At 69.3% G+C, this 13,285-nt stretch carries 13 protein-coding genes; 10 read left to right on the top strand and 3 right to left on the bottom strand.

Annotated features, from left to right (window positions below; translation table 11 throughout):
• The first annotated feature begins 13 nt into the window (after positions 1-13).
• From ACR9Y5_RS15445 to ACR9Y5_RS15435, 3 genes are read left to right on the top strand one after another with little or no spacing between them, the layout of a single operon-like run.
• Positions 14-1,723, top strand: coding sequence for an IlvD/Edd family dehydratase (locus tag ACR9Y5_RS15445; protein WP_481298769.1), 1,710 nt, complete (start codon positions 14-16; stop codon positions 1,721-1,723).
• 17 nt (positions 1,724-1,740) lie between these two features.
• On the top strand, positions 1,741-2,604 hold the full coding sequence (locus ACR9Y5_RS15440; RefSeq protein WP_481298768.1) for a fumarylacetoacetate hydrolase family protein: 864 nt from the start codon (positions 1,741-1,743) through the stop codon (positions 2,602-2,604).
• Complete coding sequence (locus ACR9Y5_RS15435) at positions 2,601-4,067, top strand: aldehyde dehydrogenase (NADP(+)) (protein WP_481298767.1); 1,467 nt, start codon at positions 2,601-2,603, stop codon at positions 4,065-4,067. Before ACR9Y5_RS15440 ends, ACR9Y5_RS15435 begins: the two co-directional genes overlap by 4 nt.
• On the opposite strand, the gene ACR9Y5_RS15430 is transcribed toward ACR9Y5_RS15435, so the two are convergent.
• On the bottom strand, positions 4,055-4,918 hold the full coding sequence (locus ACR9Y5_RS15430; RefSeq protein WP_481298766.1) for an SMP-30/gluconolactonase/LRE family protein: 864 nt from the start codon (positions 4,916-4,918) through the stop codon (positions 4,055-4,057). The two genes, ACR9Y5_RS15435 and ACR9Y5_RS15430, sit on opposite strands and share 13 nt — an antisense overlap.
• Positions 4,915-5,709 (bottom strand): SDR family NAD(P)-dependent oxidoreductase, encoded by a 795-nt coding sequence (locus tag ACR9Y5_RS15425; RefSeq protein WP_481298765.1) that lies wholly within the window; start codon positions 5,707-5,709, stop codon positions 4,915-4,917. Before ACR9Y5_RS15425 ends, ACR9Y5_RS15430 begins: the two co-directional genes overlap by 4 nt.
• A 138-nt stretch (positions 5,710-5,847) precedes the next feature.
• Here ACR9Y5_RS15425 and ACR9Y5_RS15420 point away from each other — a divergent pair, with 138 nt between their 5' ends.
• The 7 genes from ACR9Y5_RS15420 to ACR9Y5_RS15390 all read left to right on the top strand — a co-directional run bounded on the left by ACR9Y5_RS15420 (position 5,848) and on the right by ACR9Y5_RS15390 (position 12,674).
• Positions 5,848-6,876: a LacI family DNA-binding transcriptional regulator gene (locus ACR9Y5_RS15420; RefSeq protein ID WP_481298764.1), complete on the top strand. Its 1,029-nt coding sequence runs from the start codon at positions 5,848-5,850 to the stop codon at positions 6,874-6,876.
• 247 nt (positions 6,877-7,123) lie between these two features.
• Entirely contained in the window at positions 7,124-8,500 is a 1,377-nt protein-coding gene (locus ACR9Y5_RS15415) for an ABC transporter substrate-binding protein (protein WP_481298763.1), read from the top strand.
• Positions 8,497-9,483, top strand: coding sequence for a carbohydrate ABC transporter permease (locus tag ACR9Y5_RS15410; RefSeq protein ID WP_481298762.1), 987 nt, complete (start codon positions 8,497-8,499; stop codon positions 9,481-9,483). Before ACR9Y5_RS15415 ends, ACR9Y5_RS15410 begins: the two co-directional genes overlap by 4 nt.
• Positions 9,483-10,271, top strand: coding sequence for a carbohydrate ABC transporter permease (locus ACR9Y5_RS15405; RefSeq protein WP_481298761.1), 789 nt, complete (start codon positions 9,483-9,485; stop codon positions 10,269-10,271). The genes ACR9Y5_RS15410 and ACR9Y5_RS15405 overlap by 1 nt, the downstream gene beginning before the upstream one ends.
• Positions 10,272-10,294: 23 nt before the next feature.
• On the top strand, positions 10,295-10,651 hold the full coding sequence (locus ACR9Y5_RS15400) for a tautomerase family protein (RefSeq protein ID WP_481298760.1): 357 nt from the start codon (positions 10,295-10,297) through the stop codon (positions 10,649-10,651).
• Positions 10,648-11,730 carry an NAD-dependent epimerase/dehydratase family protein gene (locus ACR9Y5_RS15395; RefSeq protein WP_481298759.1) on the top strand — a complete coding sequence of 361 codons (1,083 nt, stop codon included), beginning with the start codon at positions 10,648-10,650 and terminating at the stop codon, positions 11,728-11,730. The genes ACR9Y5_RS15400 and ACR9Y5_RS15395 overlap by 4 nt, the downstream gene beginning before the upstream one ends.
• Complete coding sequence (locus ACR9Y5_RS15390) at positions 11,727-12,674, top strand: aldo/keto reductase (RefSeq protein ID WP_481298758.1); 948 nt, start codon at positions 11,727-11,729, stop codon at positions 12,672-12,674. Before ACR9Y5_RS15395 ends, ACR9Y5_RS15390 begins: the two co-directional genes overlap by 4 nt.
• 187 nt (positions 12,675-12,861) lie before the next feature.
• Here ACR9Y5_RS15390 and ACR9Y5_RS15385 read toward each other — a convergent pair whose 3' ends face one another.
• Complete coding sequence (locus tag ACR9Y5_RS15385; protein WP_481298757.1) at positions 12,862-12,990, bottom strand: hypothetical protein; 129 nt, start codon at positions 12,988-12,990, stop codon at positions 12,862-12,864.
• Positions 12,991-13,285 lie beyond the last annotated feature (295 nt).

The following is a 13,285-nucleotide window of genomic DNA, read 5'->3' as shown; positions in this document are numbered from 1 at the left end:
GGAGTCTCGACGAATGGTCCGTTCTCAGGGCTGGTACGGCGGCGATGGCCGCGACCCCTACATCCACCGGGCGTGGATGCGGCGCGGCGTGCCCGATCACGCATTCGACGGTCGGCCGCAGATCGCGATCGCGAACACGGCGAGCGACCTCACGCCGTGCAACCTGCACCTGAACGAGGTCGCCGAATACGTCAAGCAGGGGGTCTGGGAGGCCGGCGGCGTGCCGGTCAACCTGCCCGTGGTCTCGCTGGGGGAGACCCTGGTCAAGCCGACGGCCATGCTGTGGCGCAACATGGCGGCGATGGCCATCGAGGAGATGCTGCGCGCGAACCCCATCGACTCGGTGGTGCTCCTCGGCGGGTGCGACAAGACCATCCCCGCGCTGCTGATGGGCGCGGCGTCGGTCGACCTGCCGGCCGTGGTCGTGCCCGGCGGCCCGATGCTGAACGGCTATTTCCGCGGCGAGCGGATGGGCTGCGGCACAGGCGTCTGGAAGCTCTCGGAGGAGGTGCGCGCCGGAACCCTGGCCACCGACGAGTTCGAGGCGACGGACAAGACGATGATCCGCAGCAAGGGCCACTGCAACACGATGGGGACCGCGTCGACGATGGGGTTGATGGCCGAGGCGCTCGGCATGACCATCCCCGGCGTCGCCGGAACACCCGCCGCGGACAGCCGCCTGCTGGAGGCCGCCCACGCCTCCGGCCGGCTCGCCGTCGAACTGGCGCTCGAAGACCGTCGCATCTCGAAGGTGATCACGAAGGAGTCGTTCCACAACGCGATCGTGGCGCTCGCCGGGATCGGCGGATCGACCAACGCCGTCGTCCACCTGCTCGCGATCGCCGGCCGGCTCGGCATCGACCTCACCCTGGAGGACTTCGACCGGATCGGCGCCGACATTCCCCTGCTCGTGAACCTGCAGCCCGCCGGCACCTATCTGATGGAGGACCTGTTCCGCGCCGGAGGCTTCCTCGCCGTGCTCGACCAGCTCGCCGACCTCCTCGACCCCGTCGCCACGACGGTGACCGGCCGCACCCTCACCGACTACCTGGGCACGCACCACGTCTGGGACCGCGACGTCATCTCACTGCGCGACGACCCGCTCCAGGACGACGCGGGCATCGCCGTGCTGCGCGGCAACCTCGCCCCGCGCGGCGCGATCATCAAGCCGGCCGCCGCGAGTCCCGAGCTCCTGGTCCACACCGGGCGTGCGGTCGTGTTCGACTCGATCGAGGATGCACACGCGCGTCTCGACGACCCAGACCTGGACGTCGACGCCGACTCGGTGCTCATCCTCCGCGGCTGCGGCCCCAAGGGCTACCCGGGGATGCCCGAGGTGGGCAACCTCCCGCTGCCGCAGAAGCTGCTGAAGCAGGGCGTTCGCGATGTGGTGCGCATCAGCGACGGGCGCATGTCCGGAACGGCGTACGGGACGGTGGTGCTGCACGTCGCGCCGGAAGCGGCCGCCGGCGGACCGCTCGCCCTGGTACAGGACGGCGACCTCATCTCGCTCGACGTCCCGGCGCGGCGGATAGAACTGCTGGTCGACGCCGACGAACTCGCCCGGCGCACGGCATCCACGCGTCAGGTGGAGGGCTTCGCCCGGGCCGACCGAGGATGGCAGAAGCTGTATATCGAGCACGTGCTGGGAGCGGACACCGGCGCAGACCTTGACTTCCTGGTCGGGTCGAGCGGGTCCGAGGTCACGAGGGAGTCGCATTGAGTACACCGGAGAGAACTGTGCGCCCGAAGACGGCGCTGGCACGGGTCGAGGCCGACGGAGCGATCGCCTGGGCGGTGCGCCGCGGGGACGAGTACTCGCCGCTGGGCTCGACACTGGCGGAGCTGCTGAGCCTTCCCGCCGCGGAGGCCCGGCATCGCGTCGAGGCGGCCACCGGCGGCGGCGTGCAGCCGACGCGCATCCTGGCGCCGATCGACCCGCAGCAGGAGGTCTGGGCCGCGGGAGTGACGTACCTCCGCAGCCGGGACGGACGGATCGAGGAGGCGACGGACGGCACACCGTACGACCGCGTCTACGCCGCCGAGCGGCCCGAGCTGTTCTTCAAGTCGACCGGAACCCGCGTCGTGGGTCCGGGCGAGGCGATCGGCGTGCGTGCAGACTCCGCGTGGAACGTGCCGGAGCCGGAGCTGGGCCTCGTGCTCGACGCCCACGGCGGCCTGTTCGGATACACGGCAGGAGACGACGCGTCGAGCCGGTCGATCGAAGGCGAGAACCTGCTGTATCTGCCCCAGGCGAAGGTCTACACCGCGGCCTGCGGGCTCGGCCCCGAGATCGTGCCGGCGTGGGAGGTGCAGCCGCCGTTCGCGATCGGGCTCGAGATCCGCCGCGACGGCGAGGCGGTGTTCACCGGATCGGCCTCGACCGATCAGCTGGCGCGAGGGCTCGACGACCTCGCAGACTGGTTGTTCCGCGGCCTCGACTTCCCTGATGGCGTGGTGCTGCTGACGGGAACGGGGATCGTGCCCGAGGCCGACTTCACCCTGCAGCCCGGGGACGAGGTGGCCGTCGACATCGCAGAGGTCGGGCGCCTGGTGAACGGAGTCGTCGAGGTGGGCCGTGGCCCGGAAGGAGGGACGCGATGACGCAGGAGACGGAGATCGCCGCCGACCTGGAGACCGCGATGGCGGCAGCGGCGGAGGCCGCGCCGACCCTCGCCGTCTCATCGCCGGAGACCCGCGCAGGCTGGCTGCGGACGATCGCGGACCGGCTCGACGCCGACGCGGATGCCCTTGTCGTCATGGCGGCACGCGAGAGCCACCTCACCGAGCAGCGCCTCCGCGGCGAACTCGTCCGCACGACCTTCCAGCTGCGGCTGTTCGCGCGGGTCGTGGAGGACGGCGGATACCTCGAAGCGACCGTCGACCACGCCGACCCGGACTGGCCCATGGGGCCGCGCCCGGACCTGCGCCGCGTGCTCCGTCCGCTCGGGCCGGCGGCGGTCTACGCCGCCAGCAACTTCCCGTTCGCGTTCTCGGTCGCGGGCGGTGACACGGCGGCCGCGATCGCCGCGGGCGCTCCGGTCGTCGTCAAGGCGCACTCCGCGCATCCCGAGCTGAGTCGCGCGGTCGCCGCCCACATCCACGACACGCTCGCCGAGTCCGGGGCGCCGCGCGGGGCCTTCGCGTTGGTGGAGGGAAGGGAGGCGGGCCGCGCGCTCGTCCTCGATCCACGGCTGACCGTGGCCACCTTCACCGGATCGCTCTCCGGAGGCCGCGCGCTGTTCGACCTGGCCGCATCCCGACCCGTGCCGATCCCGTTCTACGGCGAGCTGGGCAGCGTGAACCCGGTCTTCGTCACCGAGCAGGCAGCGGCCACGCGGGGGCAGGAGATCGCCACAGGGTTCGCCGCGTCGCTCGCGCTCGGGGTGGGGCAGTTCTGCACCAAGCCCGGCGTCCTGTTCGTCCCCGCTGGCTCCTCCCTCACGGACTCGGTGGTGGAGGCGGTCCGCGCCACCAACGGCGGTCCGATGCTCTCGGACGCCATCCGCAGCGGCTACTTCGCCAGCCTGGCCCCGCTCGCGGACCGCGACGACGTGGAGCTGCTGATCGGATCACCCGCGGAGGCGGCGGAGCCGGTGCCGACGATCTACGGGACGGATGCGGCCACCTTCCTGGCGCATTCGGACGAACTGCTCGAGGAGCACTTCGGCCCGGCAGGCCTGCTCGTGCGCTACGAAACGGAGGACGAGCTGCTCGCCGCGGCCCGCGCCATCCCGGGCCAGCTCACCGCCACCGTGCAGGGCGTCGAGGGCGACCCGGTGGGGCGGCTCGTCGAGCTGCTCGCGGACCGGGTCGGCCGGGTGCTGTGGAACGGCTGGCCGACCGGGGTGTCGGTGACCTTCGCGCAGCAGCACGGCGGCCCGTACCCGGCGACCACCGCGCCGCACTTCACCTCGGTCGGCACCGCCTCCATCGGCCGCTTCCTGCGTCCTGTGGCGTATCAGGACGCTCCGGATGCGCTGCTCCCTCCCGCGCTGCAGGAGGCGAACCCCTGGGGCGTGCCGCGGCTCGTGGACGGCGTGCGGACGCCCGGTCAGCCGGCATAGCGGGGGAGGACGGCGCCGCGGACGCCGGGCCGCACTGCGAACACGGCCCCGGCTTCCGGCTCCGCATCGTCAGGCAGGTGCTGGCGCGAGGACGTGATGTAGAGGGTGTCGAGGTCAGGGCCGCCGAAGGCCGCCGCGCTGGTGTGCGTCACTCCGGGCACGTCGACGACCTCCGTCAGTGCGCCCGCAGGATCGAACCGCCGGATCGCGCCGCCGCCCCAGAACGCGACCCACAGACCGCCCTCCGAGTCGATGGCCATCCCATCGGGATCGCCGGGGATATCGTCGGCGAGACGCACGAGCGGGCGTCGCTCGCGGAGGGAGCCGTCGGCCGGATCCACGTCGAAGACGTCGATGCGGCGGGTGGGGGTGTCGATGTAATAGGCGAGGGAGCCGTCGAGGCTCCACTGGAGACCGTTCGAGATGGTCACATCCACCAGTACCGTGCGAGCGGATCCGTCCGGATCGAGCCGGTAGAGCGACCCGGCGCCGGGCGTCGTGTCGTACGCGATGGATCCCGCGAAGAAGCGGCCGGCGGGATCGCAGCCACCTTCATTGAGCCGGATGGCCGGGTCGTCGAGCAGGTCCGGAAACCTGTGGATGGGAGCGAAGCCCTCGTCGAAGAGCGACACCCCGTGCTCGGTCGCGACGATGAAGCCACCCGCCGTGCGCGCACGGATGATCGCAGCGACCGGGCTTCCCACGTCATACCTGCGGGGGCGGTCGAATGACGCCAGATCGACGACGGCGCCCGCGAGCATGTCGACGACCAGCAGTCGCTGCGCGGCGTCGTCCCAGAACGGACCCTCGCCGTGCCAGGTCACGGGCGTGGTCACCTGTTCGGCCTTCATTGCCAGCCTCCATCCACGACCCAGGTCTGCGCGGTGGCCAGCCGTGAGTCGTCCGCCGCAAGCCACAGCAGCAGGCGCGCCACGTCGGCCGGGTAGAGCAGCTCGGGCAGGCACTGCGCCGCGAGTATCTTCTCGTGCTCGGCCTCTCCGACCCAGTTGTCGAGCTGGCGTTGCGTCATGATCCAACCGGGGATGATGCAGTTGACCCGGATGCCGTCCGGGCCGAACTCCCGGGCGAGCGTACGCGTGAGGCCCTCGATCCCGGCCTTGGCGGTGATGTAGACGGCGAGGTCGACGAGGTCGATGTGCGCACTGATCGACCCGAGGTTGACGATGGAGCCGCCGCCTGCGGCCTTCATCATCGGCCGGACGGCCTGAGCCGCGAAGAAGTGGTGGCGCACGTTGACGGCGATCCCGTCGTCCCATGCCGCCACGTCGATGTCGGAAACGGATCGCCGCGCGTCGTTCGCTGCGTTGTTCACGAGGATGGTGACGGGGCCCAGGCGGTCGGCGGCCTGGGCGATGGCATCCTGCACGGCTCGGATGTCACGGACGTCGACCGCCCGGAAGAGCGGCTCGGGATGCCCACGCTCCGCCACGGCCGCGACCAGTGCGGCTCCCGCGGTCTCGTCGATGTCGGCGAAGGCCACGCGCACGCCCTGTGCGGCGAGCTGGGACACGAACTCCGCGCCCAGGCCGGTGGCGCCGCCGCTGACGAACGCGGTGCGGTCGGCGAGGGAGGGATAGAGCGCGAATCCGGACTCGGAAGTCGCCTGAGCGGTGATCGTCATTGATGCCGTTTCCCTGTAAGGTTTCGTAGTCCAAGAGAAAACTATCTGGATCGTCAGACTATGAGCACAACCGCACCTCGTCAACCGTCCCGAACCACCGGGCGGGCGCCTGCTGCGGCCCCAGCTACCATGAGGCCCATGGATAACGACGAGGCCGCCGCACCCGCGAGCCGCGCCACCCTCTCGGAGGTGGCCGCGCTCGCCAACGTGTCGGTGGCCACCGTCTCCAAGGTCCTGAACGGCCGCACCGGCGTCTCCGAAGAGACGCGCAAGCGGATCGAGTCTCTGCTCGACGAGCGCAACTACTACCGGCGGCTGAGCGCCCAGGTCGGCGCGCCGCTCATCGACGTGCTCTGCTTCGAGATCGACAGCCCCTTCGGCGGCGCTGCGATCGCCGGTATCGAGCGTGTCGCCAGCGAGCACGGCATCGGGATGGTCGTCTCGGCCGCGCAAGCGTCCCACCTGCCCGGAGCGGGCTGGGTGGGCGGCGTGCTCCGCAGGCAGCCGCTGGGGATCATCCTGGTCGCGTCCCAGCTGCCCGAGCGGGACAAGGCACGGCTGCGCTCGCGCTCCATCCCGATCGTGATGATCGACCCCTACGGTGCCCCGGCCTCCGACGCGCCCTCCATCGGCTCGGCCGACTGGAACGGCGCCTTCCAGGCCACTCAGCACCTCATCGGCCTCGGGCACGAGCGGATCGCGATCATCACGGGTCCGGACAGCATGATGGCGTCGACCGCACGCCTGTCGGGGTACCGGGCAGCGCTCGAGGCCGCCGGCATGCCCGTGCGCCGCGAGTACATCCGGCCCGGCGAGTTCCACCGCCAGGACGGCCTGGCGGAGGCGCTCGCGCTCCTGTCGTCCGCCGACGCGCCCACCGCGATCTTCGCCTCCAGTGACATCCAGGCGCTCGGCGTCTACGAGGCCGCCCGCGTTCTCGGCCTTCGCGTGCCGGACGACCTGTCCGTGGTCGGCTACGACGACCTCTCCATCGCCGAGTGGGCGGGTCCCCCGCTCACGACCGTGCGGGTGCCGCTGGCCGAGATGGCCGAGCAGGCGACGCACCTCGTCACCCGGCTCAAGGACGAGCCGGAGCTGGCCTTCAGCCGCGTGGACATGGCGACGTCGCTCGTCATCCGCGAGAGCACGGCCGCGCCTCGCTCCTGAGGTCGCGATCCACCGCGATAGCGCCCGGTTTCTGCATGTCTATTTGCGAAACGTTTCTAAGTTGAGCGTAAAACTTGACTTGGCGTTTACACGCCCTTAGATTCACCTCAGTGTCACGGCGCTTCCAACGAATGCGCCCGCGAAGACGAAGAGGTCGCCCGGCCTCGTCGAACTTCGACCACGCCGGGTCCGCTGATCCGGCGCTCACCCGGACACGCTGCTGTGTCCGCGACGCAAGAGGACTGACATGCGAATCACATTCACATCGAAGACAGTGCTTCGGTCGATCGCTGCTCTCACGGTTGCCGGTCTGGCGAGCCTGGGGCTCGCCGCCTGCTCGGGCTCGAGCTCGGGCGAAGCCGGCTCGGCGACGAGCGGGACGATCAACTGGTGGGGCTGGACTCCGACGAACACCGACGAGGCGAAGGAGTTCATCGCCGCGTTCAACAAGGAGTACCCGGACATCAAGGTCAACTTCAAGCTGATCGGGATCTCCGACTACCAGGCGGCGATGCGGCCCGCGCTCGCCTCCAACAGCGGCCCCGACGTGTTCGACCTGCAGCCGGGAGCCTACGTGCAGCAGTTCGGCAGCTACGCCGAAGACCTCGCTCCCACCGCCCAGAAGGCGCTCGGCAGCGACTGGAAGTCGAAGATCGCCAAGATCGCGGTGGACGGCCTGACGGCCAAGGGCAAGCTGACCGCCCTGCCGATCGGCTCCTCGTACGCCGGATCGCTCTGGTACAACGCCGACATCTTCAAGAAGTACAACCTCCAGCCGCCGACGACCCTCGACGAGTGGAAGCAGGTCTGCAAGACGCTGCAGAGCAACGGCCAGGGCTGCTTCGCCCAGGGCGCCTCCCAGGAGGGCTTCGACCAGGACACCCTGCAGGCGATCTCCAACTCCGTCGAGCCGGGCTACTGGACCAAGGCGTCCAAGGGCGAGGCCAAGTGGGACTCCCCGCAGATCGTCCAGACCCTCTCCATCTGGAAGGAGCTGTTCACCAGCGGAATCATGCAGGAGGGCGCCCTCGGCGCCCAGCAGTACCCGGACATCAACAACGCCTTCCTGACCGGGAAGTACGCGATGGTGATGATGGGCAGCTGGTACACCCAGTACGCGACCGAGGCCGCGATGACCCAGTCGATCTCGGCAGCGGGTGTCGCGGGTGCGAAGCCGTTCCCGATCCTGCCCATCCACTTCCCGGACGTGGCGGGCAAGGGCAACACGAGCGAGATGTTCGGTGACGCCGACTACGGTCTCGCGGTCGCCACCAAGTCGAAGCACCGCGCTGCGGCCGAGGCGTTCGTCAAGTGGATGTCGACCAGCGCGAAGGGGCAGCAGGTCGTGGCCGACCGGCTCGACACCACCCCCGTGCTGAAGGGTGTGGCCCCCGACTTCACGAGCATCAAGTTCGTCGACGAGTCGATCCAGAGCAAGCCCGTCAACGACTACCTCGGCGGCCTGACGTCGATCGACGAGCCCCGCTTCGCCCTCCTGAACGCCGACATCGAGAACGCCTTCCTCGCGGCCGCACAGTCGGTCGGCAGCGGGAGCGCGACGCCGGAGGCGGCGGCGAAGACACTGCAGCAAGCCGCAGACGCGGCCAAGGCGGCGAACGGATGACCGTCTCCACCCAGGAGCGGTTGACCAGCGCGGTCGGCTCGACGAGCCGGCCGCGCGGCCGCCGTCGCCTCCAGGCGCCGGGCCTTCCGTGGATCCTGCCGGCGCTCGCGCTGAGCGCCGGGCTGATCTACTACTGCATCGGCTACACCGGCTACATCTCGACGCTGAACTGGGACGGCGCGAGCCCCGACCCGGAGTCGGTCGGGTTCAACAACTACGCCAACATCGCGAAGGACCCGGTGTTCTGGGGAGCGATCTGGCACACCATCGCCTTCTTCATCGTCACCTTCACGCTGCAGACGGCGCTCGGCGTCCTCTTCGCGGTGATCATGCACTCGCGCATCCGGCTCGCCGTCATCTACAAGGTGATCGTGTTCGTCCCGGTGGTGCTCGCCCCGGCGATCATGGCGCCGGTGTTCCGGCAGATCTTCGCGGCCGACGGTCAGCTCAACCAGGTGCTCCACTTCATCGGGCTCGGATTCCTCGCCCAGCCGTGGATCGGCCAGTCGTCGACCGCCCTCCCGGTGATCATGGCGATCACCATCTGGCAGTGGACCGGCCTCACCTTCGTGCTCTACTACGCCGCGATGAGCCAGGTCGACCAGTCGCTGATCGAAGCGGCGCGCATCGACGGTGCCGGCAACATCCGAACGCTGACCAGCATCATCTGGCCCAGCCTCCGCGGTACGACCCTGGCCCTCGGCATCCTGAGCGCGATCGGCGCGCTCAAGACGTTCGACATCCCGTGGCTGGTGACGATCGGCGGGCCGAACAACGCGACCCAGTTCCTGGGCACGTACATCTACCAGATGACCATCCAGCTGGCACACGTGGGATACGGTGCCGCGCTCTCGATCATCCTGCTCGTCATCGCCCTCGCCATGGCGATCGTGCTGCAGGTCTTCGGACGCGAGCGGACCGGGCTCGAGAAGGCGACCGGCCCCAGCAGGCGGCAGCGCCGCGAAAAGACGGGAGCACGCTGATGTTCGAAGTCCGTGGACGGTGGAGGAAGGGTCTGTTGCAACTGCTGGCCACCCTCCTGGTGCTCCCGTACCTCTTCCCGCTGGTGGCGATGGTGCAGGGGTCGTTCGCCGGCGACGGGTGGGGCAACTACCGCGACGTGCTTGCGGTGCCCGGGTTCTTCCGGTTCTTCCTGAACAGCGCGATCATCTCCGCCGGGGTCATCCTGCTCGTTTACGTGGTCACGATGCTGGCGGCCTACGGCTTCGCCAAGCTGCACATCCGCTTCCGCGAGGTCTACTTCTGGATGCTGCTGGCGTGCCTCACGCTGCCGGAGGTCGTGCTGCTGACCCCGCTGTTCGTCACGACCCAGGCGCTCGGACTCTTCAATACGTACGCCGCGGTCATCCTGCCTCTTGCGGCTCTCCAGGTCCCGTTCGCGGTGCTGCTGACGCGCAACTTCATCAACGGCCTCCCCGACGAGATGTTCGAGGCCGCCCGTGTCGACGGCGCCAACTCGGTGCGCGGCTTCTTCGCTCTGGTCGTGCCGCTCACGCGCCCGATCGCGGCGGCCGTGCTGATCTTCACCCTCATCGGGGCATGGAACGACTACCTGATGCCGCTGGTGTTCCTGCAGTCGCAGGAGATGCAGACCATCACGCTGGTGCCGCAGTTCTTCGTCGGCGAGTTCAGCAACGACCAGACCAAGATCCTCGCGTCCGCGGTGCTCACCGCGATCCCGGAGATCGTCGCCTACCTGTGCCTTCAGGGCATGTTCGAGCGCGGCCTCTCGGCCGGCGCCATCAAATGAATCCGACGCTAGGAGCCTGAAAGATGCCACTCATCCACGTCGACCTCGAGCGCGAACTGTTCGAGTCGTCCCATGCTCTGATCGGCGACGCCATCCACGACGCGCAGATCGAAGCGCTGGGGATCCCCGCCGACGACCGCTTCCAGGTGTTCTCACCGCACGGTCCCGGCGAGCTGAAGTTCGACCCCGGGTACAACGACGTCGACCGCCGGAGCCTGGTGCTGATCCGCATCACGGCCGTGCACATGTATCCGGTCGCGGTGAAGCGCCGGTTCTTCGAGACGGTGGTGGGCAAGCTGGAGGCGCTGGGCATCCGGCCGGAGGACGTGCTGATCTCGCTCGTCGAGAACGGCTTCGAGGATTGGTACGCGGGACGATGAGCGGCGCAGAACTGCTGACCCACGACCGGGCGCCGCTGAGGGTGCTCTTCCTGGGCGGGACGGGGACGATCAGTGCGTCGTCCGTCCGGCTCGCCGTTGCGAGCGGCATGTCGGTCACCGTGCTGACCCGCGGGGCGAACGCCACCGGACGCGGACTCCCCGACGAGGTCGAGAAGATCCACGGGGATATCTCCGATCCGGCATCGGTGCGCGCGGCCATCGGCGAGCGGTCCTTCGACGCCGTGGTCAACTTCCTGTCCTACGACGAGGACGACGTCGCCCGCTGGGTGCAGCTGTTCTCGGGCCGCACCGAGCAGTACGTGCACATCAGCTCGGCATCGATCTACGCCAAGCCGGTGCGGAGCACGCCGATCACCGAGTCGACGCCGGTCGGCCCCAATCCGCCGCTGCCGTACGCGACGGCCAAGTGGAGGGCGGAGCTGGCCCTGGCGCGCGCGCACCGGGAGCAGGGCTTCCCGGTCACAGTGATCCGCCCATCCCACACGTACGACGACGCGAACCCGCCGCTTCCGGGAGGGTGGACCGTGATCGACCGCCTCGCCCGGGGCGCCGAGATCCCGGTGCACGGGGACGGCACGTCGCTGTGGACGCTGACCCACGCCGAGGACTTCGCTCAGGGGCTGGTCGGTCTGCTCGGCAGCCGGCGCGCCATCGGCGAGACGTTCCACATCACCGGGGACGACGTGCTCACCTGGGACCAGATCTACGGGCTGTTCGCCGCCGCTCTCGGCGTGGAGGCGCGACTCGTGCACGTGGCGAGCGAGCTCTTCCCGGTGGTCGCCCCGGAATGGTTCTGGTCGGGCGAGTTCGTCGGCGATCTGGGGCACTCGGCTGTCTTCGACACCTCCAAGATCCGCCGCTTCGTGCCGGGCTTCGCACCGCGCCTGACGTTCGAGCGTGCGGTGCGCCGCATGCTCGAGTGGCGGTCCGCTCACCCCGGGACGGCGCAGGGCGACCTGGCCACCGAGGAGGTGCTCGACCGGGTCGTGGACGCGTACCATGCCGCTCACAGCGCGTTCGCCGACCGTGCGCCCGCGTTGCAGGAGGCCGCATCGTGAAGGTGGCGACCCGCCGGCTGGGATCGACGGCGCTGGAGGTGACGGACCTCTGCGTCGGGACGAGCCCGCTGGCCAGCATGCCCCAGCTCTACGGATACCAGGTCAGCGCCGAGCGGGCGGTCGCGACCGTCGAGGCGGTGTTCGACAGCGACATCCGCTTCATCGACACCTCGAACGGCTACGGTCGGCACGGCGAGGCGGAGCGGAGGATCGGTGCCGCGATCGCCGAACGCGGCGGCCTCCCGAGCGATGTCGTGCTCGCCACGAAGGTCGACCCCGACCCCGTGACCGGCGATTTCTCGGGCGAGCGGGTGTTCGCCTCCTACGCCGAGAGCCTGCAGCGTCTCGGCGTGGACCGGGTCCCGCTGCTGTATCTGCACGACCCTGAGCGGATTCCGTTCGAGGAGGCCGTCGAGCCCGGCGGGGCGGTGGAGGCACTGGTGGCGCTCCGCGCGCGCGGTCTCGTCGACCACATCGGCGTCGCCGGCGGCCCGGTCGACCTCATGGGCCGCTACGTGGACACCGGCGTGTTCGATGTCGTGCTGAGTCACAACCGCTACACCTTGGTGGATCGCTCGGCGGAGGCCCTGTTCGCCTCAGCCCGTCAGCATGGGGTCGGCGTGGTGAACGCCGCGCCCTACGGCGGCGGGATGCTCTCCAAGGGCCCCGACGTCCAGTCGAACTACGGCTACGGCGAACGTCCCGAGGCTCTCGTGGACGCCGTGCGGTCGATGGCGGCGGCCTGCGCTGCTCATGGCGTGCCCCTCGCGGCGGCGGCGCTGCAGTTCTCGCTGCGGTCACCGCTGATCGACTCGACGGTCGTCGGCGTCTCGTCGCCGGAGCGCGTATCGCAGACGCTCGAGTACGCCGGCCGGGACATCCCCGAGGAGTTGTGGGCCGAGCTGGAGGAACTCGTACCACCCCCGCAGAACTGGCTCGGATGATGTACGAGTCAGTGTCACGATCCGACGGACGGGCCGTCAAACGGACGATGTGCAGCTCGCGAAACTCGACGATCCGTGTCGAACGACCGCGGTGCACGTCGAGGTGGACGGTGTCAGTTGGATCATGGCCAACGTCGTCTTCCTTTCAACCAGGTCGCGTCCTCGAGGGTGAAGACACGGATGGCCCTCAAAGCCGTTCAGCGAGGTGGTCGGCGAATCGGGCGCCGGCGTTGCTGCGGCGTCGTTCGGCGACGATGTAGCTGCAGTTGAACGAGTCCGCGACGATCGATGCGGGTATTTGGAGCACCAGCTGCATCGAAGCGCACTAGGTCTGCCAGAGTCGGCTTTTCGCAGTCTCGCGCTGAGTCCGCATGCAGTCGACGAACTTCAACAACCACATGTGGAGTGCGATTCGAGGATCCGACTTCTTCGCGGCCTCCCCGAAGTGGATGAGTTCATCGACCGATGTGAGCGGCTGCACCCTGGAGCGCGACGCGCAACGTTCCTCCGCGCCGACGCATCTCACCGTTGTCGCCCTTGAAGGCGCGTCACGTCGTAGATGCCCGAGCCGACCCAGCGGCGCTAAGCGCTCGGTGCTATGGAACAGGCGG

This window comes from Leifsonia sp. KNZ13-11D (assembly GCF_056754895.1).
This window is presented reverse-complemented; position numbering and strand designations above follow the sequence as displayed.